The following is a 26,449-nucleotide window of genomic DNA, read 5'->3' as shown; positions in this document are numbered from 1 at the left end:
TCTTACCTTTCTTCTCTTTCTTATCTTTCTTATCTTTCTTCAAGTCTATGTTCAAGTTTGAGTTTCTTACGTACACTCTTTTTTATACTCGAATCAACAAGTGCACCCATCGATACCATAAGCTTTCTTACAACATGAGGAGGCATTGACTCTAAATCATTAATTGAATCCTTTGCTAACTCATAATCTGAGCTTGTTACAATAAGAGACGTATCATAAGGAATATAATTAAAGATTAATTCTTCAATCTTTTCTACCCTTGTCGATGACTTTGGATGACTCGAAGTAATTGCTTGAAAGAAAGTCTCATCATAATCAGGAACTGATGAGAAGTACTTACCAAGTCCATAAGGAGAATATCCTGCTTTATACGCATACTGAACACCTAGCTTATCCGCCTCAAGTTCTTGAATACGGCTAAATCCCATAAGCGGAATATCTTCTAACTTATCATAAACATAGTAAGTTGCCGCCCCACCTAAGATTCCGAAGTTTGCCCAAACAAATCCAGCACCAACAAACTTAGCAGCAATTGACTTTAAGTTTCTTGTCACAGATTCAGTACCATGTCTTTCAGTTACGTGTGCCCATTCATGCCCAAGTACACCCGCAAGTTCTGCTTCTGTTTTGAGAGAGTCAACTAAACCTCTAAAGACAAAAACATATCCACCTGGTAGAGCAAACGCATTTTCAATTGGAGCATTAATAAAGAAAACTTTTGGCTCAATATCTGGCATATCAGATGCTTTCGCGATTTTTGTAATCATTGTTTTTAAGTATTCGGCCATTTCACCATCTTGATAAATATAGCGTGAGAAATTATTAACAATTTCGTAGGCAGCTTCTTTCCCAAATTGTGAGTCAGTTGCAAATTTAAAGAAGTTTCGACCAAAACCATTGTGTAAACGACCTTCTTCACCAATACGATTGTAATTTTTGTACTTTCCTACAACTTTACAAGATGCAAGACTTTTGAATTTTGACATATCAACAACAAGTTCATCTCCATTCACTTTGAAATCAACTGTATTAGTACAATTCGTTAGCTTAAGTTTATCACCTTGAAGTTTTACAGTTCCTGCTTTTCTAAGATCAACACTTCCATTTTCAGAATCGTAGTTACGTACTTCAAATTCCATCTTAATTTCAGTTGCTGAAAGCTTATTAAGTTCTGGCCCATGATTATAATCTAACTCTAGCTTTAATTTTCTAGGATACATTGGTTTTACTTCAAATGACTCTTCACCTGATCCAGATAGGTTTAACTCTAGACCATTGATTTTCATTTCACCAGAAAGTGATTCACCTTCTAGAGCATGGACAAATTTAACCTTTGATATTTTTTCAGCATTACATGACACAAGTAGTGCTAGTGTCATCAATGTCGCAATATTGACCATTCTTTTCATACGCTTCTCCCATTTTTGTAATAGTCATTACTACCAATGAAAGCCTATATATGTCACAGAGTGTGTAATAATGTGCCTATTTATCGATATAAATAATTATCGATGGGGAAATCTTGTCTCTTCTAGCCTTTTGCCCCAAATAAAATAGTATAATTTTAGAGTTAACATGAGGAAAACTATGATTAAAATATCAACTTTTACTATATTCTTGGCCTTATCAAGCATAACAATGGCCGCTCCTGCAAACGACTTCATCTCTACGATGAAAAAGCACGTCGGTGAATATAAAACCCTAGTAAGAAACTCTGATTTTTGTGATGCCTCAGACATTCAATTTGTTGATAAGAAATCCCCAAAGAAAGGTCTTAGAATAGGTCACAGAATTTATTTCGGTCCCCTTACAGATAAGAAACAGGTTGAAAAGTCAGATTGTACCTACACTTCAACTTTCACATATACAAAGACTAAAGTAACTCAAGTGAGTGAAGTTAAGAACTGTAATACTTCTGCTAAGCAGAAGGATTCGATGAGTACTCAAACACTAGAGATCAAAAATGATACGATCAACTATGAATCAAAAGAAAGTGGCATCAAGTGTGTCTATAAGAAAGTTCAAAAGAATAAGGAGGCAAAATAATGAAGTCTCTCATTCTTCTTTCAACTCTATTTTTAAGTTTAAACTCTTATAGTAATGACATCAATACAAGAAAAGCCGACTTTTTGAATGAGCTCAATAGTGTTATCAATAGTGTCACGAATCCTCCCGATGGAAATTGCCATAACTGCCAGGTGGAAGATAATACAATTTCTCAAGGAGATCCTCTCCCTACAGAACACCGCAGAGACGGAAAGTACTTTAATAAGGGTTGTGAAATGTTCATTACTGAAGATGGTAATGAAGGTGTTTGGGGGCAAATGATTACGGAATATATCGACAACGAAGAAGGTGCGGCAGAGATGTTTCTTTATGATGAAATAAAGGGAATGACAGCGAGGCCATATACGTGTCCAAATTGGTATAATCTTAATAAAGAGCAAAGAAAGAGATTTTGGGTTTGGATGTTTGCTTCCATTGCTCAAGTTGAATCTTCATGTGATCCAACAAAAGTAAACACTGGACGAGTGCCAGACGCTACGGATCGCCCTACCGGCCTCTTTCAATTAAACCGAAAAAAAGATGCTCGTTATTGGCGTGGTAAGAATTGTCAATTTGCTTCAGGCTATGAAACGACAATCGAACCTAGAAACCAAGTTCGTTGCAGTATGGATATTATGTACAATATCCTTCTTGGTAAAAAAGGTATGTATAAGGCAAATGGTAAGATTTTTCCAACCAACTCTTATTGGGAAAAGCTAAGACCAAACCACAGCCAGACTGGTGGGCCAATTGGAGAGCTTACTCGTATGTATCCTCCATGTAATGCAACTCCCTAATAATTGGAGGGTAAGCCCAATAAAATTGGCACCTCCAGGCCATAAATTGGAAATATTGTCCACTTAACTACCTAAATTTCATTTCTTTAATGTTTCGCTATATTATGACGATATGCCACTGTAAACACAGGGGAACTTTATTGTACGTTAGTAGAATCTTTACATTCATTTTAGCGTTTAGCTTAAGCTTCTTATCCTTAAACCTACACGCTTCGACAAGTAAGCTCGGTTACTCGGGGCGCCTTGTGCAAAGTAATGGAACTCCTATTACAGGTACTCCTAATTTAAAATTTGATCTCTTCTATTCAAATGATCTTGCAACCGTTGTTGCGACTCAAACAATTAATAGTGTTCCACTCTCTAATGGGATCTACACTGTTGAATTAGATTTTGATAATTTGGGATCATTTGATCCACTCTATTCGAGTACTGCAGATGTCATTGATAAAATACCGTCAGGACAAACACTTGTTATTCGCGTAACGGACATTACAGATGTTGGAAATCCTATCGCCTATGATTATCAAAATATCTTAGCGAATCCAATTTCAGTTTACGCCAATCACTCTGCGATGGCAGATAACTTAGTTATCGCAGCGGCTTGTTCTCCTGGACAAGTTGTCTCAGTAAATGCATCAAATAAGCTCGAGTGTGTGGATCAAACGGCGGCAGTTGCTGTTGATACGACTCTTGTTGATAATGCGGGAGTTATTGGTCAAGCAAACATTGGATCTGCCGGAACTTACACATCGGTAACAGTTGATAACTTCGGACGTGTAACCAGCGGTTCAAGTCCAGAAGTTGATTCAAGTGGAATCCAAGATGGGTCAATTATGGATGCGGATATTAACGCAGCAGCAGCTATTAGTTGGTCAAAGATTAATGCACCAACGATTGATAAAACTTATGTCGGACTTGGAAATCTTGCCAATGTAGCGCAAATTCCGGCAAGTGATCTTGATAACTCAGGAACTTTAGATTCTGCAACTCAAGTACCAAGTGAGCTTGCTGTGAAAGGCTATGTCGATACGACTGCACAATCGATGGCAGATGCAAAAGTTATCAATTCAATGGCAGGAACGGAAACAGATACTGCTCCGTCAGTTGACTCAGTAAAGAATTATGTAACAGCTCAAACAGGTGCTATTACGTCATCTCAGTGGACGGACTCAGGTCTGGATATTTACTTTAGTACTGGCCATGTTGGAATTGGGACGAGCTCTCCCACAGGACCTCTACACATAGTAGGAGGAGCAAACGACGTAAACACAATGCGCTTTGGTGCCACTGATGCTGATGTTGCCGCTATTACAGATTATGCAAATATGGCAGGTCTTCTTATAGCTTCAGAGGGAGTTTCAAATAGCTATCATAGTCTTAGAGTTGTAAGTGATATTGATGGAACAGATATTGAAAGTTTAGCTGTTACAAATGCTGGACGGGTTGGTATTGGAGTTCTTAATCCAACTTCAAAATTAGAAGTTGCCGGTAATATCAAAGGAACAGGACTTTGTATTGGGGCCGATTGTCGTACCGCATGGCCTACAGGTAATGCCGGGACTGTTACTTCTGTTACAGGAGGAACAGGGCTAACAGGTGGAACAATCACCTCTTCTGGAACTCTTGCAGTTGATGTGGGAACAACGAATGGCAAGATTGCTCAAGTTGGTGCCGGTGATAAGTTAGCAGATTCAATTATTAATTATAATCCTGCCATTGATGTCGCCCTAACAGGATTTACAACTGGAGCAGCATCTAGTGTTCTTGCAACAGACACTGTTCTTCAAGCTTTTCAAAAAGTACAAGGACAACTTAACTCTCATGCCTCAAATATTGCAGCTATTTCTGCTTATGATACTGACGATATTTCAGAAGGTTCAACAAATCTCTATCATACTGATGCTAGAGCAAAGGCTGCAGCAGTCGTAAATTCAACAGTAGGAAGTGAGACAGATCAAGCCCCTTCAGTTGCTGCTATTAAGTCATATGTTGATAATCGTGCAACACAATGGACAACAGCAGGTAGTGATATTCATTATTCGACAGGAAAAGTTGGTATCAATATCAACGCACCAACGTCGCAACTCCATATTAAAGAAGTTGATGATACTTGGGCGAGCTCTTTTAGAATGGATCGTTCATGGGACAGTACAACTGACTACTTTCAAATGATGTATGACTATCAAGGTCTAAAGATTAGAACAATGGCAAATGATGCGGATGAAGCACATATTATTTTCAAGCCACTAAATTCTGAGGCCATGAGAATAACAGAGTCAGGAAACGTTGGTATTGGAATAGATACACCGACAGAAAAACTTGATGTAGCTGGAAAGGTGAAGGCTACAGAGCTTTGTATCTCAGCAGACTGTCGTGCCTCATGGCCAACAGGCAATGCTGGAACCGTTACTGCCGTTACAGGTGGAACAGGACTAACAGGTGGAACAATCACCTCTTCTGGAACTCTTGCCGTTGATGTTGGGACAACGAATGGCAAGATTGCTCAAGTTGGAGCCGGTGATAAATTAGCTGATTCAATTATTAATTATAATCCTGCCATTGATGTCGCCCTAACAGGGTTTACAACGGGAGCAGCTTCAAGTGTCTTAGCAACAGACACAGTTCTTCAAGCATTCCAAAAAGTTCAAGGACAACTTGACTCTCACGCATCGTCTCTTGCATCAATCTCAGCTTATGACACTGATGATATTTTAGAGGGCTCAACGAACCTTTATCACACTGATGCCAGAGCAAAAACTGCAGCAGTTGTGAACTCGACAGTAGGCAGTGAGACAGATCAGGCACCTTCAGTTGCTGCTATTAAATCATATGTTGATAATCGCGCAACACAATGGACAACAACAGGAAGTGATATTCACTATCCGACAGGAAATATTGGAATTGGTGTAACAACACCATATTCGCTTCTTGATATTAACGGTGTAGATAAAACCGTAAGTCTTGCGGCAGGAAGAGATTTTCCTGCGATGCTACGTTTAAATTCGACAGATCCAGCGATCGGCGCTGAAAGTAATATTCTATTTACATCTAACTACTCAGGATCTTCAAAAGTTGCCAATGCATCGATTGCTTCGATTCAGGAAACAGATGGTGCCGATGCAGACTATGGACAAGCCTCCCTTGTTTTTAGAACAAGTGGTTCATTAATTGCAGATCTTAATAAAGAAAGAATGCGAATTAATGGTGCAGGTAATGTTGGGATTGGTGTTGCATCTCCAGGCCACAAGCTTACCGTAAATGGTGGTGCAAACTTTGCAACGGCTTCAGGCACTCAACCATTCTATATTTCAAGAGCAGGTGCAACAACTGAAGCATTCTCACTAACTGTTGGAGATACAGCATCTTTCTTTGATCTAATTGAAGATAATGGTGAACCAGACTTTCAAGACATGAACTTCCGCCTAATCTATGAAGGTGGTGATACTCATACATACCTTAGAACATTTGCCACAGGCCCTAATGCTGGTGATGTTGATGTCTATCTTCAGTCTTCTGGTGGAAATGTTGCCATTGGAAATATCGCACCAACACAGAAGCTTACTATTGATGGTGGTATGAATGTCACAACAGGCAATGATATCTGTATTGACGGTGTAGGTTGTTTATCAGGTGTTGTTGCAGCAAGCGGAGAACAAAACACAGCTTCAAGTGCCGGTGGAACTTCTCTCTATAAGACAAAGACTGGAACTGACTTAGTATTCAAAGGCCTAACTGCTTCTAGTGATCTTACTCTAACGGCGAACACTGATGATGTGAATATAGCTGTTAATACTTCAAATGGTGCCAATGAGCTTTTAAGACTCGATGGAAGTGGACGTGTACCAGCATCAAATGTAATGAGCACACCTCTTACAGGATATTCAGTTGGAGCAAATTCTGTACTAGCTGCAACAGATACAATACTGGATGCTTACGGAAAACTACAGGCACAAATCAATGCGAACTACACAGCAATTACGGGTCTTGCAAATACTGATGACCTGGCCGAAGGTGCAACCAATTTATACTTTACGAATGGACGAGCTCAATCAGCAGCAGTTGTAAACTCAACAGCAGGTACTGAAACAGTTCAGGCTCCTTCAGTTAGTGCCATGAAGAATTATGTCACAACAGAGATTGCTGGAGTTAATCAATCTCAATGGACAACTTCCGGAAGTAATATTTATTACAATTCAGGAAATGTGGGGATTGGAACAGCAACTCCACAAAATCAACTTCACGTTAGTGGTGCACTTAATTCATATATTTATTTAGAAGATCGCTCAGGTGGAGCTGATAATAAGATTTGGTCATTTAATAATAATGATGGAGTATTATATCTTGGACAAAGAAATGATGACGCCTCTTACAAGAATACGCATATGACAATTACCCCTACTGGAAATGTCGGAATTGGAGATACAAGTCCAACGTCAAAGCTTATGATTAAGGGAAATGACGATGCAATTACTGGTCCAAATATAACCCTTTCAGGAGATGCTATTAATCAATTTGAAGGCGGACGAATTCGTTTTACTGAAGCGAATGGAACCTTCCAAGGTGGATTTATCCACTACGATGGAACCGGTCCAGATTATCTTCATATTGGAGTTCACGAAACTGCAGACTCAAATATCTTAAATGATGTAAACTCAATCAGTATTCGACGTAACAATGGCAATGTTGGTATCGGTATCTCTGCGGCAACAGAAAAGCTACATGTAGCAGGAAACGTTCTAGCAGCAGCTTACCTTTATACTTCAGATGAAAGATTCAAAGAAAATGTTGAAACAATCATTGATCCACTTCACAAGGTAAAATCTTTAAGAGGTGTTACTTTTGATTGGAAAACAGATAAATTTCCAGAAAGAAATTTTCCAAAAGAAAAGACAGTTGGTTTTATCGCACAAGAAGTTGAAAAGGTTCAACCAGAACTAGTTAAGACAGGGCAAGATGGCTATAAGTCAGTTCAATACGGGAATATCACTGCCCTACTCGTTGAAGCTGTAAAATCTATCTCAAATAAAGTTGAAGAACTTTTTTCTAATGACGAAGAAGTGAAAAGAGAAATCGCTTCACTAAAAGAAGAAAACGAGCAACTTAAAGCTGAAATGCAAGAGATGCGTCAAGCAATTAAAGAGTTACAAAAAGCAAATAAGAAATGAAAATTCAAATAGGTTTTCTATTTACTCTACTCTTCTCGCAAGCTGTTCTTGCGATCAATACTGTTGATACAGGATTTAAACTAGCGGCCAATGAACTTAAAACAATCGTCGCTCACAATACTTGTAAGAAGGTTTGGAATACGTCGACAACTAATCCACACTTTGTTTCAACGAAGACTAATCCAGAATGGATGAATTTCTATGCCAATGCACCGTCCGACATTGTCGTTCGCGACTGCCAGGTTTCATGCTCAACACTCAATAAAACAGGAACATACCCTAGTGGACTCTATACAATTGATATCGATGGAGCAGGACCTCTTGCGGCCTTAAGTGTTTATTGTGATATGGATAATAATGGCGGTGGCTGGACGAGAATCTATAAACATGATGTCGCCGGCGGATTCTTCCCTACTACGAATTCAGCTCTACTCTATAATCAAGCAGCACCGACTGGTAACCTTTATTCCATCGTTCAGTATATTGATGAGTTTGAAAATCTTAATCGATTTACTTTTTGGATTAACTACCCTAACGAAGGTAAGAAAAATATTTGGTCACAATTTACAAATCCAATTTACGACACTCCTGTTCGTGGTTATCGAGAAATTGATATTGAAATGAATAGTCAAAGATGGGGTGGCCTAGAGCTTGGAAATAATAGTTTTGGCTACTCAAATGGTGATCAATCTCTTATTGATGGTTCAGTTAACCACTCAAATTGGTACTTTGCCATTGGTTCAGATGCTGCTTATAAAACGGGAATTCCTTCAGATCACAATAATAATGTTGGGACACAATTAGCAGAGCTCTATCTCCACGATGAAGGGATGAGACCAATGTCATGTCAACATATCTTAGAGCTAGGAGAATCCAAAGGTTCAGGAGTTTATACGATCTATCCAGACCAAGTAACTGCGACCCAAGTTTACTGTGAAATGGATATCGACAATGGTGGTTGGACTCTCTTCTATGCCAATGCAGCAGATCCTGCAATGACGACGAAGAAGTCATATAACATAATGAAAAACGAATTTGCTGGCATCAATATCAATAGTACAAATTATGCGGATATTAATACAATTGGGATGCATAATTTCTTTGATTTCTCGGCAACTCAAATGATGGCCCGTGATATCGGCAACTGGGGAGCAACTGACTACTCGACAGTTGAATTCTTTAACCCAGAAGATTTTAATCTTGTTGTTGATATTAAGGCAGGGCCAAGTAGGACGACACCAGGAGATTGTGACATTATGACAGGTGGCTCACAATTTCGCTTTAGAAATAGCAATGGAACAAGTTACTACTTAGATAGTCAAACAAACTGGGCAGGATCTGGTTTTGGATGGGGAGACTGTCTTCCTGCATACAATCAAACAGGAACATCTGACGTACACGATCAGCCACGTCACTATATTTATCATACAGATGGTAGTGATGACCTTAACCGTGTTCGTGGAGTTGGTGGCTTCAATACAGGACAAGCAACTGTCAAGGCCCGCTACTTTTTAAGAGAAAAATATGATCGTCCAAAGAATTGTATGGATATTCTCTTAAGTGGTAAGTCAAAAGGAAGTGGAAGCTATACGATTTATCCTGAAGGTAATCCAGTTTCAGTTGAGTGTGATATGACGACAGAGGGTGGAGGCTGGACAAAAGTATGGCACGGCTACCCTACTCATGCTATTCGAGGAGAGACCTCGGCCGAAGTTTATTCAAGATCGAACTCCATTGCCTTCAACCAAATGCGTATGGAGGGAGTTAATACCGGTTTTAATGTTACAGATAACACATGGGAGACAGCTTACTTAGATAAAACGATTCCTGAATATTATCAACAAGTAGTTGCCCAATCCGATGCAAGTAGCCCACGAGTAAAGTTTGCTAACATGGATGGTAGTGAGAACGTAGGTCTTGTTGGAAATTACTTTTTTCATGGATATGGAAATTTTTGGCGTGTTTTTTATACTTGTGTAAACGTAGACCCATTAACGCCAGATCGAATTTATGTGGGTGGTGGCTACGGAAAAAGATGTATTCCAAGAGATACAATGGCCAGGGCCGAAATTTCGACTTGTACATCAACGGATAACAACTACTGTACAAATGCTTACAATAGCACCGAGGTCGAATCAGGACTAGGGCTTACATTAAAACAATATCAAGAAACTCGTGTTTGGGTACGCTCACTTCCTTCAATGAAGTCTTGTCGTGAATTTCTCGATCGCGGCTACTCTAGTGGGACCGGAGTTTATATAATTGATCCAGATGGACCACTTGGTACGAATCCTCCTTTTCCAACAGTATGTGATATGACAACTCATGGTGGAGGTTGGACTCTCGTATGGGGGAATACGCGTGGTGGAACTAATAAACCAACAACAAATATCACTTACGCCAATTCAATTTCAACACTGCCTAGATGTTCATCTGCTAATGGAACAGCAAGTGATACGACAGGTAAGTGTACAACACTATCAACAACTGGGATCGGGTCTGATAATACTCATGACTATCTAGAATACTTTAACTACTTTGTTGGCCTTTCTCACTGGGATAATATTTCAGGTAACGGAGACTTCCAACTGCTCTACTCTTGGTCGTACGATTACAATCAGCCAATCTCGCAGCAGGCCATGATGACAATTAAGAACTTTGATTCTGCCGATAAGTATCGACTAAATATTGTTTCATCTCAGCAGTTACTTGGCTCTGTTACACCTGGTGTAGAACTCACACACAGCCAAATGCAGTGGACAACAATTGACCAAGACAACGATGGGCATACTTCAAATTGTGCAAGCTTGATGACCTCTCCATTCTGGTATGGAAACTGCTGGAACGGAAATATAACAGGAGGGGGAGAAGTTTCATACTCGGGTTATGAAAATGGTGCTTATTGGGTAGGTTCATCAAAAGCTTATGCGACAGACCCTGCCACAGCTCAAGGGGCCGGAAATGGCTGGTTTATGATTCGTGAGTCAAATTCTTATGGTGATTATAAATCTTCTTGTAAACAGATCCTTGAAGAGAATCCAAATGCTCCTTCAGGAAATTACACGATCAACTTCCATCCAGGGCAGAATGCCCTACGTACAGTCTATTGTGATATGACAACAGATGGCGGAGGCTGGACTCTTGTTGTTCGCTCAAGTGGTGTTACAGATCTTGATAACTCTATTATGGTGAGTGCAATTGCAGACAATCTCTTAACAGAGAGAACACTGCCTAATACTCGCGCTTCAATAAACCCAGAGTACTTCTCAAGGGCCAATGGAACAACAGATGCCATGTTTATTTCTCCATCTTACAATGGCGGTGCTCCGATTATTGAAAATGGAAATGGAACTTGGGATTACGACAAAGTAGATTGTACAGGGAACCTACGCCACACAAGTCGAACAGAGGGGTGTTCAGGTCAAAATGCCAATGATAATTACAATGGCGTCGATGCATATAATCTTACCATCAATGGTGGTAATGAAGGTGTTGTTCCGGCCTATGGAACAGAAGTTTGCTATTCTGGAAAAGGTGCCTGTAGCTTTGAGTTCTATCTACGCTAATCTAGTCCGCTAAAAGATTAGCTAGGAAGCAAGTCTTACCATCAGAGTGTCTAACCCCTTTATAGACAATATCGTGACTCTTCTCCCCTTCTTCATTACGGGCACGGTAAATATCAATTGCATCCCCTAAGTGTGTTTCGGCCATAAAGTTTATTTCAAATTCATTAAGTTTTGCAGTCTTATGAAGCTTTATTGGAGTGGAATCAAGAATCCATTGCGAGTACTTTGTATTATTCACATGCATATTTAAGTCGAGATCGCTGTTGCGTACTGTAATGGTATTAACTTTTTCAAAGTTATCTCTTACTTCTACCTTGTGAGCGATGTAATCGAGATGATAATCTGTGCGTGGATTAATTCTCTCCATTGGGAAGTCAGGCTTTTTCACCTTTCTTGTCACACCGTCTAGGATCATCCATACAGTTGAGCAATCTCCAACTTTTTCACCATCAAGAAATATTTCAAACTCGCGAAAGGCATACATTCCTTCGGGAGGTCTCGACCAAGTTTGAATTTCTACGCTTTCATTCCATGCAGGAAATTTTGTCATACGTAGTTTTTGTCTTACGAGAACCCAAAAGGATTGATCTCTTATCATATCTTCTAAACCAAAACCCATCACCTCTGCATGAACAGTAGCAATGTCCTGTAAATAACCAAGAATACCGAATAGGCCCAATTTCTTGTTGATATTCACACTATTGATACTAACCTGATACGTCTTTTTAAATACTTTATCTTTCATGCATCTATTAAAGCAAAAGCGCATTGGTTTTGGCCAGTGTCTAAAAGATGAACAGTATCCATGGCATTTTTGCATGGTTTTTGGCCTTTTTCTTGGCATAGCAGTTGCAAGTAATAAATTGAATCAAATTCTTGGGAGGAATTTATGAAAGCTTGTTACAAAAAGCTATTTATTATGAGTGCATTATTTCTATCGAGCACTTATGTGCAAAATGAAATGTTAGTTTCAGATAACTCATATCATAGTGGCCACTACCGCGAGATCGCAGGTGAGAAGCAAATTTCTGTAACATCTTATCAAGTCCACCAAAAAGGTATTTTTGATCTTTGGTTCGATACGGCGAAACTATTTGGAAAGGTAGAAAATATCGTAAAGATTGAAATTAAAGATGTTGATGAAAAGCTTGTAAAAGACTTCAAAGACTTATCTAAAAGATACGAGGACCTTCAAGGTAAATCAGATACTCTTACACAAGAGCTTGCAAAAAGCAGTGAAGAAATTTCTAACCTAAAATCAAAACTAGCAAACGTACAATCATCTGATCCAGTTGATGATAATATTCGCCAAGAAAAAATAAAGGCACTTGAAGAATTAATCGAGCAAAGAACAGCAGAGCTTGATACGGCAAAAGAAGCTATTTCAAAATTTGATGAAACAAGAGAGAAGCTTCAAGAGATTAGTGAGAAACTCTCAACACTAGAATTAGAGAATGAAGAATTAAAGAAAGAGAATGCGATCTTAGTTTGTGAGCTAGAGAATGCAAAATCAAAAGTCGATACTGACGAGATTAAAAAACTTCAAGATGAACTTGCAAAGATTACGGCAGAACTTGAAGACTACAAGAACGACTCAAAAGATTTAGAAGAAAAAGAAGAAGTAAAAGATAAACTAACAGCTAAGAAGAATAAAAAAGATAAAGATGAAGATAAAGACGACAAGCTATCAGAAGCTGAACTAGCTCTTGTTGAATACATCAGAGAAATGAAGGAACAAGCTGAGTATCAACGCCAACAACAGCAAGAGGCCTTGGCCATGCAACAGTTTGTTAGCATGCTTACTTCTCAATTTACGCAACCACAAGTGAACTCTTACTTTGGTACATACGATGCGCTAAACCAGAGACAGGAAAGTTTTTCTAGCATGGTGCGCGACTTTAGAGAGCAATCTTATATGATGCAAGATCTTAATCGCCTGAATAATTGGAACCATACTTACAACGATTACTACGGAGCAAGTGCACCTATGTTAAGAGTAAGTGAATCAATGCCTTGGGGTAATTACTACACTCCAGAGCAATCAATTCAGGTTCAAAATTTTGATTACTCTCAACATGGTTATAACTGGGGTAGCAATATTCCAAACCAAAACTTTAATATGGGAATCAATACTGCAGACAGTAACCCTATTCTAAACAATTTTACGACTGCTTTAGACGCTTCTAATAGCGCTAATATAAAACTTTTTTAATACCCCTCCCCCCTTTTATTTGATGACAAAGGCCGAGTTACACACTCGGCCTTTGCTTTTTTTCGGTAATTATTGCCGATTTTTCTAAACTTATTCACCCATCTTTCGAAGAGGTATGTACTAAATCTAAAGGAATTAAGGTTAGAATGATGAAAGAAATTAATATGGAAGTTGCTAAAAAAAGAATTATTAAAAAGTGTCACGTTTGTGGCCACGTGCACGATACCGCAACAGAAGTTCAAAAATGCCAAAGCTGCAAGAAATCATTCTTACCAACAAAATACTTTGATAAGGTCCATGCAAAGAACTCTTCTGACTTTAAGCTATTGTTTTCAGATGTTAACGAGCTGCACGAAGAAGATATTATTAAAGGCATTACCGTACTTTGGTAAGACTTTATTAATTCTCGATCAAGTTCCAACGTGATATCGTTCTCTAATGGAGAACACAACACACGCAACTCAGAATTTTAATTTACATCCAGTCGTTCAAAGACTCTTTCAAAAAAGAGGAATGGGCGTTGAAGAAATTCAAGAATTTCTTTCTTGGGATCTAAAAGCATTGCCTAATTTTGGTGAACTTATTGATATTGATATTGCCGCGGATGAAATCATCAAGGCCATTGATAATAACGAGAAGATCGCCATCTATGGAGACTACGATGTAGACGGAACGACGTCTTGTGCTCTCTTCTACCAATTCTTTCAAAAGCTAAATTTAGAAGTTGATCTTATTCAACCTTCTCGCTTTGTAGAAGGCTATGGACTTCACAATTGTTCAATTGATCGCGCTATTGAAGAAGGCATTGATCTTATGATTACGGTTGACTGTGGTATTTCAAATGTTGAAGCTGCAGCTTATGCAAAAGAAAAAGGCCTAAAGCTTATTATCACTGACCACCACAAAGATGGTCGTGAAACAATGCCTGAAGCAGTTGCCGTAGTTAACCCTTCTCGACGTGATGAGCCTGCTGACTCAGCAATGAAGCCTCTTGCTGGAGTTGGTGTTGCCTTTGCTATTTGTGTAGAGATTAGAAAGAAGCTATTAGCTCGTGGACAAGAAATTCCATCTGTTTACGATCTTCTTCAATATGTGGCCATTGGTACTATTTGTGACCTTGCTCCACTTAGCCCTATGAATTTGAAACTTGTTCGTCATGGAATGAGACTGATTAAGAATACTCAATACGAAGGGATTAAGGCCTTCTTTGACCCAACTGATCGTGGAAAAGATATTATTCCAAGTGAAAAACTATCTTTTAACGTAGGCCCTCTAATTAATTCGAAAGGTCGACTTGACCACCCAGAGGTTGCTCTAAAACTTTTAATTTCAAAAGATTATAACGAAGCTCGTGAGTACTACCATCAACTTGTTAATTGTAATACTGAACGCAAGGCCATTCAAAGAGAAGTTTTTGAAGAGGCCAAAGAACAAGTTATTGATGAGCTTAAGAGAGACGGTGAGTTAGATATTGCCATTGTTTATGCCCCACACTTTCATGAGGGTGTAATTGGAATTGTTGCCTCAAAACTTGTTGAAACTTTTAAAGTTCCCGCTATTGTTTTTAGTGATGCTGAAGATGAAGGTGTTATTAAGGCATCTGCGAGATCTGCGGGCGAGCTTGATATTTATAAACTTCTAGATGAGCACCGTGATCTTTTCTTAAAATTTGGAGGTCACAAGGCAGCGGCCGGTCTTTCCATGCCAGTTGAAAATCTTGAAAAATTCAAGGCCTCAATGAATGAAAAGCTTCAGGCCATTCCATTAATAGAAAGAACAGTGCAAGAGTTTTACGATCTTGAGATTACGCCAGATGAAATTGATCCAAATCTTCTTAAAGGACTTGATGCTCTCGAACCCTTTGGAATGGGTAATGCGAAGCCCATCTTTAAATTAAAAGGTGCAAAGCTTAAGAGTTTTGATCTTTTAAAAGATGTTCACGTAAGATGGAATTTTACTTCGATTACAAATCAAAAAATTAATCTTAAAGGGATTAGTTTTAATTATATGACTAAGTGGGGAGCGCTTACACCAAATGAAATATTTGAGCGCCAAAATGATCCAAGTGTCGAAATGGATGTTTTCTTCACTCTTGCTCTAAATTACTTCAATGGAAATAAGTATATTCAACTGATGGTTGACCGAGTTGAATTAAACTAAGGCGTCTGACCACCATCAACAATAGTCCATCCGTTTGCAATAAGATTCGCTCTCGCCGTAGCGGCTGCTGCATCATACGTCGTCGTCCCCACATCAATCTCTGTCGTTGTTGAAACTGGTAACGTTGCATCTAAACTGATCAGAAGGTTTGTATAATTTGCTGAGCTTAAATTTAGACCATTAAACCCCTCTCCAATATCTGTAACATTTGAGAAATCCCAATTTGATAAGTTAATATCAGAGTTTGTTTCTTTGAATATATACTCCATCCCTGTTACTAAGGACGTATCCCAATTTGTAACATCAGGCCTAGCATCAAATGCATTCCAAAACATCGACGTCATATTCGTAACAGAAGATGTATCCCAATTACTAACATCAGGGTTAGCATTATGTGCACTTTGAAACATTCGACTCATATTCGTAACTGAAGAAGTATTCCATGTACCAGTCTCAGGCATTGCGTAACTAGCCCGGTAAAACATAGAACTCATATCGGTAACAGCAGAAGTATCCCACCCACTTGTATCTGGGTTCGCTATTGAAGCATAATAAAACATATTACTCATATTCGTGACAGCAGAAGTATCCCACCCACTAGTATCTGGGCTTGCTATTGAAGCATAATAAAACATACTACGCATATCCGTGACAGAAGAAGTATCCCAACCACTGGTATCAGGATTTGCTATTGAAGCATAATAAAACATACCACTCATATCCGTGACAGCAGAGGTATCCCATACACTTGTATCAGGATTTGCAACTGAAGACCCAGCAAACATATTACGCATATCCGTGACAGAAGAAGTATCCCAACCACTGACATCAGGATTGGCAGCAGAAGCTCCAGAAAACATTATACTCATATCTGTTACAGAAGAGGTATCCCAACCGCTGACATCAGGGTTTGCAACTGAAGCTCCACGAAACATACCGTTTATATCTGTGACAGCAGAGGTATTCCAACCACTTGTATCAGGGGTTGCAACATAAGCGTTATAAAACATACCACTCATATCTGTGACAGCAGAAGTATCCCACCCACTGGTATCAGGATTTGCAACTGAAGCTCCTTGAAACATTTTACTCATATCTGTAACAGCCGATGTATCCCAACCATTTGTATCAGGGGTTGCAACAGAAGCTCCTTGAAACATACCAATCATATTTGTGACAGAAGAAGTATCCCACCCACTTGTATCAGGATTGGCAGTAGAAGCTTCACTAAACATATAACCCATACTTGTGACAGCAGAGGTATCCCATCCACTTGTATCAGGGGTTGCAACAACAGCTCCAGAAAACATAGAACTCATATTTGTGACAGAAGAAGTATCCCCTCCAGAAACTGTCGTTAAATTCTGACAATAATAAAATGCTTTATAAAATGACAGCCATCCCATATCCCCAAGGTTTGGAACTTCGATTAAATAATTAGCAGAAGTATTTGAGGCAGAATTTATCGCTTCTACTAAGCCTTGAATTGTTACGGTATACGTCCCAGCAGCAGTATAGGTATGAGACTTATTAGCGTCAGAAAAGGATGTTACCGTACTCGTACTGCCATCTCCCCAGTCCACAGTGAAGTTATAATTAAAACCACCAGCAAGAGGTAGATCAAGGGTGTGGTTGGCCACTGGGAATTCCCATATAGAGATAAATGAGTCAGTGTACGAAATAGAAGGAGTCTTTGTATAGACCACAATACTTGATCCAGTGTTGCTTACTGCAACCTCACCACTTCCACTTGAACTAATAGCATTTGCAAAATTACTTAGCCCGTCTTCAACAAGAAAGACTTCGGTTTCACCGCTACAGCCTGTGCTAGCAAAGGTATTAATTTTTAAATCGAAATTACTTAAGGGTGCGTCACCATATGGAATAGCAATACCACTAGTTTCTCCTGTTCCAAGAGAGACGTCATAGCAAATTGAATCAAGGCTTGAAGGAGTGAGGTTTCCCTCAGCATCGCTTTTACTTGTGATTAAACTTACTGAATAAGAGCGCACACTTCCCACATTAGAAGTGCAGTCTCCAGTTAAATTGATACATGAATTTAAAGAGAGATTGAGGTAATTTGTGGCCGTAATGAATTTCTGTTCATTAGCTCCAGGATTTGTACAAAGATCATTTGAGATTGTTAATTCGAGTGTTGCCTCACTTGAGTCAATATTTAGAGCAGCACCTCCACAATACATTGTACCTTCAACAGTATTTGGCCCATTCCAACCAACGACAAAGATATCCCACTCACCATACTCTAAGATAATATTTGATTGGTTCTCACCAAACTCAATGGCCACGTCTTCACTTGTCGTATTATTATGGCCATAGAGAACAATCCCACCTGGCATATCAATACCAGCGGCCGCAATAGCAGAGTGCATCTTAAGCTTTACGTTACCGCTTTGCTTTTTCCCACAACTGACTAATATGAATAGAAATGTAGAGATAATAAGTAATTGTCTTAGCAACAGAGTTCTCCTTAGTCCGTTGAAAACCTAAGATCAGTATAAACCACTGATTTTATGGACATCTTATCGTCATTCTCCTACCAACACTAAAGAGAAAAAATTGTCTTAAGAAATCAAATGCTTACATTAGTAAGTATTAGCTAAGATATATTTTTAAAGTAAAAGGTAAAATTGATTACTAAAAGAATAAGTAATGGAGCTTAGAAAAACTGCCAAAAAAAAGGCCCAAGAAACTGGGCCTTTACCTTTACGATATTTCAAATTGATTATGAATTATGGTCTTTCAATCGTAACTTTTTCCATGACGATATCGTGCATTGGACGATCGTGCATACCAGTGCGAACTTCACCGATCTTTTCAACAACATCCATCCCCTCGATAACTTTACCAAAAACAGTGTGGCGTCCATCTAAGTGTGGAGTGGCCCCAAGAGTGATAAAGAATTGAGATCCATTTGTTCCTGGCCCTGCATTTGCCATTGAAAGAATCCCTGCTCCATCGTGACGAAGGTCTGGACGACACTCATCTTCAAATTTATATCCTGGTCCACCCATTCCTGTTCCATCTGGGCATCCACCTTGAATAACGAAACCAGCAATAACTCTATGGAAGATTAGACCATCATAATATGGCCCTTCTTTCGCAGGAGTCTTTTGTCTACCTTCAATTAGGTTAGCAAAGTTCCATACTGTTTCTGGACATTCTTTTGCATAAAGTTCTACTTTGAAATTTCCCATATTTGTTTCAAAGTTTGCGTATAGGCGATCTAGATCCTCTTTGTGGGCATCTTTCTTAGTTCCAAAACCGAACATAATTACTCCTTAATAATTGATATATTTAAAGCGTCCCTTAATAAAATTTGGGCGTTTCTTATGAGAATAAACACGACGACTCTTAACACTTGTACTCAAATACTGATCTAAGTAGAAATTTTCTTCTGAAGATAACTCTCCCTTAGGTGTGTAGTAAGTTAAATAGCGATAGTCGACAAAATAAGCACCTTCAAAATTAACACTGGCTTCTTTAAGCTTAGCTTTTAATTCAGTGTCTTTAAGACATAGAGAAACAAAGACAGGCCTTCCTTCTAGCATTGACTTAGAAGACATAAGTTTCTTAAGTTGGGCCATATTATCGCGGTAACTATCAAACCAAATGACATTAACTCGCGAAAACTTTGGCTGCTTTAGATAACCACCAGTTGCCGTAACAAAGTCGTTAGCACTAAAGAAGATTTGCTCAACTTCTTTAAGAGTTGGACTCCTCTCCATATTTTGGGCACGTTCTGAATATAAGCGGTTAAAAGCAAATTGAATTTGAGAAGCACTTTGATGATCAATTGAAAAGCTATCCATAAGGTTTAAAATATTTAAGTACCTCATGTCACTTGTGCGTTTACACTGCCCTTCCCCTGAATAATTTCTCCATTCCGGAAGAATTGGAAGCATATAAACAGCAGCACCTGAATCACGGTAGTATTCATCTGTTTGTACTCTTTTGTACTCACGATCAACGGCCGTCGTACAAGAAAGAAGTGCTAATATGAATACGATATAAATTAGTTTCAATATAAAACCTAGTTTTCAATTATTGCTTAGAAAAATATTTTAACATATTTTCTTTAATTTCTTCTAACGCCATCTCATGAAGAGGATAGAATCCCTCTTCATCACTCGCTAGCCCCTTTACTTTACTAGACTCAACACTCACGCCTTGGTCGACACAAATGCGGTCACAGGCAAGAGTTTTAAGCTGTTCAGCACCACCAAGAAGATCACTTCCCTCGATCGTTACGAATAAACCTTTACGATCTAAAAGCTTATCAACAGAAGAAACAACGGCGCTATTATAAATCATAAGCCTTGGTTTTGGCTCAGCAGGTGTTGGAGTCTTGGCCTTAATATGTGGCTCAAGAGCTCTCCACTGCATAATCTTTTCTTCGAACTCTCTTTTCTCATCGTCAAATTGCTGGCGATCCTTTGCTAAAAGGTCACTAAATTGAGAAATTTCATCTTTATATTCTTTAACTTGTGCTGTAGTTAGATTTCCAAATGGAACTTCTTCAGAAGTGATAATCTGTAGAGTCTTTGTTAGATCTTTAAGATAGTCATCTTTTATTAAGCTTAGAAGCTTAAGATTCTCAACCCCAGTACCTACTAAGCATAGGTTTCTAGCTGCTTTAATATCTGAAAGAGAAGACTCGTGCTCACTGTGGTAAGTGATTCTTTCATCATCAGCGAGAGCGAGTTCATTTAAAGCATGAACTTGAGCGGCGCCCATTGGGTTTGCCGTAGTTAACTCATTTGAATAGCAAATGAAGTCAAAGTCCTCAAAGGACTCGATTGAATTCTTTAGAGAATCAAGAACATCCTTACCAAGTTTTTCAAAAATTTCTGGATTCTCTAATTTTTGGCGCTCAATTTCAGGTGTTGCATCGACTTTAAACACAACACGGAAAGTATCGGCTACGCGAGAACGACTTTCTAAAACAGAAGACGGTGCAAGAAAGCGTTTATGAACGCGAATCACCTCCACATTACGATGGGCAACTTCTCGAAAACCTTCAAGAGATTCACTTGGAATTTGACCAATAATTTTAACGTGGACACCTAAGTCTTCAAAAAAACGATAAGCGGCAAGGGCCTGCTTATCACTACCTAAAATCGCGATTTTCATGGCCCGATCTTATAAGCTTAAAGGCTTAATGACAATTAGATACCATTAAATAAAAAGAGATTTCATCTCTCCATTATCCACTACTGAGTACTCAGAGAATGCATAAATGAAGTTGATAAATTGCTCCATGGCCTTAAATGAGTGCATCGACTTGTCGAATTCACAACCATATTGCATATAAGTGACACCGTCCGCACCTTGAGTTAGTGCGCTGTGACGAATATTAACGATAACAGGGATATATGATCCTTTCGTGAAGTAGAATTTAAGCTTTAGCTCATCCCCTTCCTTAAGCTTTGCATCTGTCTTATCTGTCCATGGTACATTGAACGAAAGTCCATCATGAGAGATATCAACCATATTGATTGCATAAGAATAACCATCTGACTCAATTACCGAGTAAGCTCCCATAAAGTTATTAAAGCAAATACGCTCAAAGCTTCTACGCTTCTTCTCGATATTCTCTTCTCTCTTAGCTTGGAAGTTAATTACTTTGTTATCAGACATTATTACCCCTTATTACAGATATTTTAGCTGTCTGACTTATCGTCAAAAGAGCATAAATCATGAGGTAAATAAGAGATAAATCTTGCGCTAGGCAAGAAGGTCCAACTGTTAAGACCTTAGTAAAATCATGAACTTAACGGTATTTCTTCTTTTTCTGCCAAAATGGCGTCGAAGAAATTTCGGAATGAAATAGTTGGTAGCTATCAAGCCTAGAGTGAACCATAAGTCCTTCTTCAGTTTCTGGATCATATTCCTCAGAATAGAAGGCACAACCTCGATTTTCGGGCCCGTGGTTACAATTTGAGAACTGACAGTGGCGAGCGATCTCTTCAAGATCAGGAAAAAGTTCCATCAGATCATCTGGATCGATATCGTCGAGAGAGAAAGAGCGAATCCCTGGAGAATCAATAAGATAGAAATCACCAAGGTCGACAATTTCTGACCAAGTTGTCGTGTGTGAACCCTTACCTACCTTTCCAACTTGCTTCGTCTTAAGCTCCACTTCTCCTTCTGAGAGACAGGAAATCGTTTGTGACTTTCCTACCCCAGACTGGCCAACAAAGAGAGCAGTCTTGCCTTTAAGGGCATCTCTGAATTCATTCATTCCACCCTTTAGGTATTGGGTCTCATAATCCTTATCTAGAGCGCAAATTTCAAAATACTTAACACCTAATTCTTTAAGACGTAGAACTTCGTATTGAATATCAAACTCATCAGGATCATATTGATCCATTTTATTGAAGACTACGATTGGCTCCACTCCCCATTGGAAAGCACGGACGAGAAATCGATCGATAATACCACGCTTAAACTTTGGTCTTGCAGCACTTGATAGGATCACAAGGTAGTCACAATTAGCGGCCGTAACCTTGCGTTTTGAAGTTCTCACTAGAATTCGAAAGATTTCATTTTTACGAGGCATGGCCTCTTTAATAATAAACTCTCCTGTTTCAGCTATCGTATCTAAATAAACATTATCGCCAACAACGAGGGTTTCTCCCTTCTTGAGAAGGTTACCAAGCGCCGTCGCCTTGACTACTTCTTTAGTTTCGTCGATGAGGCAATCGAAGTCGCGCTGGTGCGAGCGAATAATTTTAGCTTTTAGTACGTTATCTGACATAGAATTCCACTGTGTAAACTTTCTATAAACTTTACCATCTCTTCAACATTTTTACATCTTATATTGACAAATCTGGCATGTGCCATTATTTTAACTGAACACAAAGTCCAAGTACGCACTCGTAGCTCAGCTGGATAGAGCATCCGCCTTCTAAGCGGACGGTCTCAGGTTCGAATCCTGACGAGTGCGCCATTTTCTCAACGACTTTCTATGAATCAACAATCACTTAAATTTACAATTATCGTGGGCAGCTTCTGGATGCTTATCATGGGTATTATAAATCTTGTGTTTAAGCCATACGGAATTGATTACAATTCAGGCTGGGCCCCGACGTCTGCTTTCTTTATTGCTAGCGCCCTAGTATTTAATTACATCACAAGTTCAATAAAGATTTCTAAAGAGCATATTAGATCTTACTTAACTGTGAGCATCGCTTTCTTAGCAATGGCCGTTTCAATTAATTACTTATTTCCTATTTCAATGATTAAGAAATTTGAAATCATCAACTCAGAAATTCTCTTTCCACTTTTTAATTGGAATGTTTTTATTTCGAAGTCTGCTGATATTATCTTTCAACAGCTACTAATTAATATATTAATTGAACACTATCTAAAATTTTATAATCGAAGAGATAGTGTGAAGTACTTTGGGATTTTCTTCGCTGTCATTCACTTGCCACTATTTTATATATTTGGAATGGATGCCCTTTATTTCATTTTACCTTCAATTGCAGGCGGGCTCCTCTTTGCCTATCTCATTTCTTATTTCTACCGTGGCTACCTTCTATCTCTTGGTTTTCACTTCTCTTTTTATTTAGCTTTAGGTCTTTTTTTAAGATATTTAAATTAATTTAAATCTCTAAACCTCTAAATTTACTTAAATAAAACTTTGACAGTTAAAGGAATTTTCATGAGCTGACGATAAGTATTTCATGAAACGAATCACTCTAGCGCTACTTTCAATTTCCTTCTTGGCCTCGTGCTCACCTAGCTATCATGTTGCTTATGATGTGGATACATGTGTGGAGGAAGTGGATAATCGCTATGCTGGAAAGAATCGTTCTCCAAGCTCAATTTACAAAATTGATGATGTCGTTATTAATCAAAAGAGCAAAGAGCCAGAAATAAAAGTAAGTTCGTGGTCCCATTCCCAATGGTTTTACCAAGGGAAGAAACCACACTACTTTTTCAAAGATACAAAATTATTTTCTTATCAAGAAGTTGATTGTCCTAAGAGATTCGGTGAAGAATATCGTAAGAAGAATCTTGGTATTGATAAGCGAATCAAAAAGATCGACCTCTAGTCTCCTTTATTCAATTCGCTTTAATAATCTATCGTAAGCAGTTTTCTTATAACGAACAGAGATTGCTTTCCAGATATCAACATTTGAATCCTCAATAATCTCACCTTCGCTATCTTCTTCCATTGCTGCAACCGCGTCTGCATTAGCTGCAAATTCAGAATTCTTATGAAGTGCATATTGATCAGCATCACTTTCACCAAAGTCAAACTTAAATCCACCATTATTAGCAGCACCGGCCGCATCAAGACCTTCTCCACCTTTAGCATCAACAGCTAGGCCATCTTGTAATTCCTCTTCATCTTCATTCTCATCAAAGCTTGAACCTTGGTTTGGTTGTGAAAGATATGGAAGAGCTGACATAAGACCACTTGAGCCACCTGCTCTCTTATTTAAGTTTCCAAACTTTCTACCAAATGAAGCTAGTAAATTTTTAGCAACAGGTTTTTTCTTATTTAACTTTTGCGCTCTTTCTAGCGTCTTCTTCATTACTGCATTTGCTTTCTTATTAAGAGCATTAGCAGATGATCCAAGAGCATCGAATGCCTCTTGTGTCGTTGGAGATACAGATGTCGTATCCTGAATACCATTAGCAGCATTAACAAGTGATCCCACTAAACTATCCGGCATCTTAAATCCAGCAGCATTTAGTTTATCTGTTCCACTAACAATATACTTCTTAGCATTTGGACACGCTTTAGAGCCATTATTTGTGGCAATTTTAGGAAGACCTCCAATACACTCAAACTTCTCACCAATTTGTTGAGGCGTATAAGCACTTAACATTGTCGTCTTCTTTTGAAGTGTCTTCGCTTGTGCACTTGTTACAGAATCAGCAGATCTAAATTTTGCTAAGATTGAATCAATCTTATCAATATTTTTTTGAATGGCATCTGCTTCCTGATCCATCGCTTTCGATGAAGCTAAAGACGTCCCACTCATGGCAAGCCATAGTGTTCCTCTTTTAATACTTGAAAGCATGAATGTATCCATTGCTGTTCCTACTGGTAATTTATAAGCAGCAATTAATCCACCAAGTGCCCCAATAAGGTTTCCATAACCAGCATGTGCCTTATTTATAAGTAGTGTAAGAATCGACGCATAGAAACCAGCTTTTGCACTCGGTTTTGCATCTGCTGCTGTTTCAATCCCCTTAGATTGACCTGAGTTTTTCACTGTTTCTTTCGTATGCATTAAACATGCAGACTCAAGAGTAGCCTTTGTCCCAACGAGTGCTCCATTAGCTGCTTGAATCGTAGCATAGGCAGCATTTAACTTAACAAGAAGTGCTGCTGCAGCTGCGGCACCAGGTCCTGTTGCGGCGGCTGCTTTAGTTGTAGCCTTAATCTTTGCTTCACACTCTTTTATTTGAGTAGCCGCGTAAGTATCACCACCTAGGGTACATGTTTGTTTACTTGATTCTTTCGTCGTAATCAGCTCCGTTAAGAGAGTATATTGAGTAGCCGACTCTCCAGGTTGTAGTTTTAAGGCTTCAATATTTTCAGTTGTAACAGCAGTAGCTTCACATGCCACCATTGGAGCTTTTGCGCCTGCTGCAGTTGTATTAAAACATGCGGCTGCACCACCTTCTAAGGCCATAATAGTTTTCGCTCTTGCATTAACAGCTGCAGCACATGCTTGAGCCTGAATTTGCTCACCATTACCTTGAACAAATGCGATTCCTGAAGCTACAGCAAATGCAGCGGCTGCGGCTTTTTGATATTTTGACTTATTCTCGGCCGTTCCCTTGATTTCCTCTAGTGCTGCTTTCTCTTCTTCAAGCATTTGCTTTTGAGAAACGTCAATTTGCCCATCTTCATCAAGACCTTCATATTCAATTCGATCCTTTCGATCTTTAAGTGACTCATTTTGCTTAAACGCACTCATGACTTCATTTAATAAGAGAATACCTGCGCCAAGAGCTGCAGCATAAACGTCATAAGGCTTACTTGGTTTAAAGAAAAGCCAGATCTTTGCGACTAAGAATGCAATTGTTAACAAAATGAGAGGTGCAAAAAGTTGATTACTAAAGATTCCAAGTAATCCCCCACTTGCTTTTTCTTTTGTATAGGTCCCACTATTTTGCTGACGCTTACGGGCCATACTATCACTATCAGACTCCTGAGCATTCTTTAACTTGAATGAACCGTCCCCCGACATTGAACGATCTTCTTTTGGAAGTGTACTTTGGGCCATCGCTTGTTGGCCTGTGATATTAAAGCGCGCCTGCTCGATATTGATGGCAATATTAAGATTGATCATCGTAAAGATGATGGTCGCTGTTAATAATTTATTGAGTACGTTTAAGCTTCTCATAAGAATCCCTCTTTAATAATTTATATTTTATTATAGGGCCTTAAGAGTTCCTAAAAAAGCCGGAACTTAAGTGCATTCTCTTTAATATCAATCACTTAGATAAATTAAT

Annotated in this window: 18 protein-coding genes and 1 tRNA gene; 10 read left to right on the top strand and 9 right to left on the bottom strand. The window is 38.9% G+C overall.

The genetic code is table 11. The features are described from left to right. Positions 1–29: 29 nt before the first annotated feature. Positions 30–1,409, bottom strand: a complete 1,380-nt coding sequence (locus ABMA76_RS10230; protein ID WP_392912124.1) for a M48 family metallopeptidase — start codon at positions 1,407–1,409, stop codon at positions 30–32. Between the two features lie 178 nt (positions 1,410–1,587). Between ABMA76_RS10230 and ABMA76_RS10225 the strand changes: the two genes are divergently transcribed. From ABMA76_RS10225 to ABMA76_RS10210, 4 genes are all read left to right on the top strand, one after another. Continuing rightward, positions 1,588–2,046, top strand: coding sequence for a hypothetical protein (locus ABMA76_RS10225; protein WP_392912123.1), 459 nt, complete (start codon positions 1,588–1,590; stop codon positions 2,044–2,046). Next, positions 2,046–2,843, top strand: a complete 798-nt coding sequence (locus ABMA76_RS10220; protein WP_392912121.1) for a hypothetical protein — start codon at positions 2,046–2,048, stop codon at positions 2,841–2,843. Before ABMA76_RS10225 ends, ABMA76_RS10220 begins: the two co-directional genes overlap by 1 nt. Positions 2,844–2,983: 140 nt before the next feature. Further along, entirely contained in the window at positions 2,984–8,008 is a 5,025-nt protein-coding gene (locus ABMA76_RS10215; RefSeq protein ID WP_393061505.1) for a tail fiber domain-containing protein, read from the top strand. Further along, entirely contained in the window at positions 8,005–11,574 is a 3,570-nt protein-coding gene (locus ABMA76_RS10210; protein WP_392912116.1) for a fibrinogen-like YCDxxxxGGGW domain-containing protein, read from the top strand. Before ABMA76_RS10215 ends, ABMA76_RS10210 begins: the two co-directional genes overlap by 4 nt. A 1-nt stretch (position 11,575) precedes the next feature. Here the strand turns inward: ABMA76_RS10210 and ABMA76_RS10205 are convergent, their stop codons facing one another. Then, positions 11,576–12,319, bottom strand: coding sequence for an acyl-[acyl-carrier-protein] thioesterase (locus ABMA76_RS10205; protein ID WP_393061503.1), 744 nt, complete (start codon positions 12,317–12,319; stop codon positions 11,576–11,578). A gap of 144 nt (positions 12,320–12,463) precedes the next feature. Between ABMA76_RS10205 and ABMA76_RS10200 the strand changes: the two genes are divergently transcribed. The 3 genes from ABMA76_RS10200 (at position 12,464) to recJ (ending at position 15,946) form a co-directional block, all read left to right on the top strand. After that, complete coding sequence (locus tag ABMA76_RS10200) at positions 12,464–13,786, top strand: hypothetical protein (RefSeq protein WP_392912111.1); 1,323 nt, start codon at positions 12,464–12,466, stop codon at positions 13,784–13,786. 146 nt (positions 13,787–13,932) lie between these two features. Beyond that, complete coding sequence (locus tag ABMA76_RS10195; RefSeq protein ID WP_021265840.1) at positions 13,933–14,178, top strand: hypothetical protein; 246 nt, start codon at positions 13,933–13,935, stop codon at positions 14,176–14,178. A 46-nt stretch (positions 14,179–14,224) separates the two neighbouring features. Then, positions 14,225–15,946 (top strand): single-stranded-DNA-specific exonuclease RecJ, encoded by a 1,722-nt coding sequence (recJ, locus tag ABMA76_RS10190; protein WP_392912109.1) that lies wholly within the window; start codon positions 14,225–14,227, stop codon positions 15,944–15,946. On the opposite strand, the gene ABMA76_RS10185 is transcribed toward recJ, so the two are convergent. The 6 genes from ABMA76_RS10185 to rsgA form a co-directional block, all read right to left on the bottom strand. Then, entirely contained in the window at positions 15,943–18,423 is a 2,481-nt protein-coding gene (locus ABMA76_RS10185; protein ID WP_392912107.1) for a BspA family leucine-rich repeat surface protein, read from the bottom strand. The genes recJ and ABMA76_RS10185 overlap by 4 nt on opposite strands. Before the next feature lie 273 nt (positions 18,424–18,696). After that, entirely contained in the window at positions 18,697–19,236 is a 540-nt protein-coding gene (locus ABMA76_RS10180) for a peptidylprolyl isomerase (RefSeq protein ID WP_392912104.1), read from the bottom strand. A gap of 9 nt (positions 19,237–19,245) precedes the next feature. Beyond that, positions 19,246–19,989, bottom strand: a complete 744-nt coding sequence (locus ABMA76_RS10175; RefSeq protein WP_392912102.1) for a hypothetical protein — start codon at positions 19,987–19,989, stop codon at positions 19,246–19,248. Positions 19,990–20,008: 19 nt separating this feature from the next. Continuing rightward, positions 20,009–21,097 carry a hypothetical protein gene (locus tag ABMA76_RS10170; RefSeq protein WP_392912100.1) on the bottom strand — a complete coding sequence of 363 codons (1,089 nt, stop codon included), beginning with the start codon at positions 21,095–21,097 and terminating at the stop codon, positions 20,009–20,011. Positions 21,098–21,142: 45 nt separating this feature from the next. Next, positions 21,143–21,604, bottom strand: a complete 462-nt coding sequence (locus ABMA76_RS10165) for a PilZ domain-containing protein (protein ID WP_021265844.1) — start codon at positions 21,602–21,604, stop codon at positions 21,143–21,145. A gap of 133 nt (positions 21,605–21,737) precedes the next feature. Continuing rightward, positions 21,738–22,724: a ribosome small subunit-dependent GTPase A gene (gene rsgA, locus ABMA76_RS10160; protein ID WP_392912098.1), complete on the bottom strand. Its 987-nt coding sequence runs from the start codon at positions 22,722–22,724 to the stop codon at positions 21,738–21,740. A gap of 115 nt (positions 22,725–22,839) precedes the next feature. Between rsgA and ABMA76_RS10155 the strand changes: the two genes are divergently transcribed. From ABMA76_RS10155 to ABMA76_RS10145, 3 genes are all read left to right on the top strand, one after another. Continuing rightward, positions 22,840–22,916: transfer RNA gene (locus ABMA76_RS10155), tRNA-Arg, on the top strand. Positions 22,917–22,934: 18 nt separating this feature from the next. Beyond that, positions 22,935–23,573 (top strand): hypothetical protein, encoded by a 639-nt coding sequence (locus ABMA76_RS10150; protein ID WP_392912096.1) that lies wholly within the window; start codon positions 22,935–22,937, stop codon positions 23,571–23,573. A gap of 82 nt (positions 23,574–23,655) precedes the next feature. Then, complete coding sequence (locus ABMA76_RS10145; RefSeq protein WP_392912094.1) at positions 23,656–24,027, top strand: hypothetical protein; 372 nt, start codon at positions 23,656–23,658, stop codon at positions 24,025–24,027. A gap of 6 nt (positions 24,028–24,033) precedes the next feature. On the opposite strand, the gene ABMA76_RS10140 is transcribed toward ABMA76_RS10145, so the two are convergent. Then, positions 24,034–26,340: a hypothetical protein gene (locus ABMA76_RS10140; RefSeq protein WP_392912091.1), complete on the bottom strand. Its 2,307-nt coding sequence runs from the start codon at positions 26,338–26,340 to the stop codon at positions 24,034–24,036. Positions 26,341–26,449 lie beyond the last annotated feature (109 nt).

Origin of the sequence: Halobacteriovorax sp. ZH5_bin.2 (assembly GCF_043196375.1) — a bacterium.
In the GTDB taxonomy this organism is placed as follows: Bacteria; Bdellovibrionota; Bacteriovoracia; order Bacteriovoracales; family Bacteriovoracaceae; genus Halobacteriovorax_A.
Note: the sequence above shows the minus strand (reverse complement) of the source record. Positions and strands in the feature narration are given on the sequence as shown.

Excerpts from the sequence above, each read along its gene's own strand:
- ABMA76_RS10230 (WP_392912124.1), bottom strand. The coding sequence starts at position 1,409 with ATGAAAAGAATGGTCAATATTGCGACATTGATGACACTAGCACTACTT.
- ABMA76_RS10225 (WP_392912123.1), top strand. The coding sequence starts at position 1,588 with ATGATTAAAATATCAACTTTTACTATATTCTTGGCCTTATCAAGCATA.
- ABMA76_RS10220 (WP_392912121.1), top strand. The coding sequence starts at position 2,046 with ATGAAGTCTCTCATTCTTCTTTCAACTCTATTTTTAAGTTTAAACTCT.
- ABMA76_RS10210 (WP_392912116.1), top strand. The coding sequence starts at position 8,005 with ATGAAAATTCAAATAGGTTTTCTATTTACTCTACTCTTCTCGCAAGCT.
- ABMA76_RS10205 (WP_393061503.1), bottom strand. The coding sequence starts at position 12,319 with ATGAAAGATAAAGTATTTAAAAAGACGTATCAGGTTAGTATCAATAGT.
- ABMA76_RS10200 (WP_392912111.1), top strand. The coding sequence starts at position 12,464 with ATGAAAGCTTGTTACAAAAAGCTATTTATTATGAGTGCATTATTTCTA.
- ABMA76_RS10195 (WP_021265840.1), top strand. The coding sequence starts at position 13,933 with ATGATGAAAGAAATTAATATGGAAGTTGCTAAAAAAAGAATTATTAAA.
- recJ (WP_392912109.1), top strand. The coding sequence starts at position 14,225 with ATGGAGAACACAACACACGCAACTCAGAATTTTAATTTACATCCAGTC.
- ABMA76_RS10180 (WP_392912104.1), bottom strand. The coding sequence starts at position 19,236 with ATGTTCGGTTTTGGAACTAAGAAAGATGCCCACAAAGAGGATCTAGAT.
- ABMA76_RS10170 (WP_392912100.1), bottom strand. The coding sequence starts at position 21,097 with ATGAAAATCGCGATTTTAGGTAGTGATAAGCAGGCCCTTGCCGCTTAT.
- ABMA76_RS10165 (WP_021265844.1), bottom strand. The coding sequence starts at position 21,604 with ATGTCTGATAACAAAGTAATTAACTTCCAAGCTAAGAGAGAAGAGAAT.
- rsgA (WP_392912098.1), bottom strand. The coding sequence starts at position 22,724 with ATGTCAGATAACGTACTAAAAGCTAAAATTATTCGCTCGCACCAGCGC.
- ABMA76_RS10150 (WP_392912096.1), top strand. The coding sequence starts at position 22,935 with ATGAATCAACAATCACTTAAATTTACAATTATCGTGGGCAGCTTCTGG.
- ABMA76_RS10145 (WP_392912094.1), top strand. The coding sequence starts at position 23,656 with ATGAAACGAATCACTCTAGCGCTACTTTCAATTTCCTTCTTGGCCTCG.
- ABMA76_RS10140 (WP_392912091.1), bottom strand. The coding sequence starts at position 26,340 with ATGAGAAGCTTAAACGTACTCAATAAATTATTAACAGCGACCATCATC.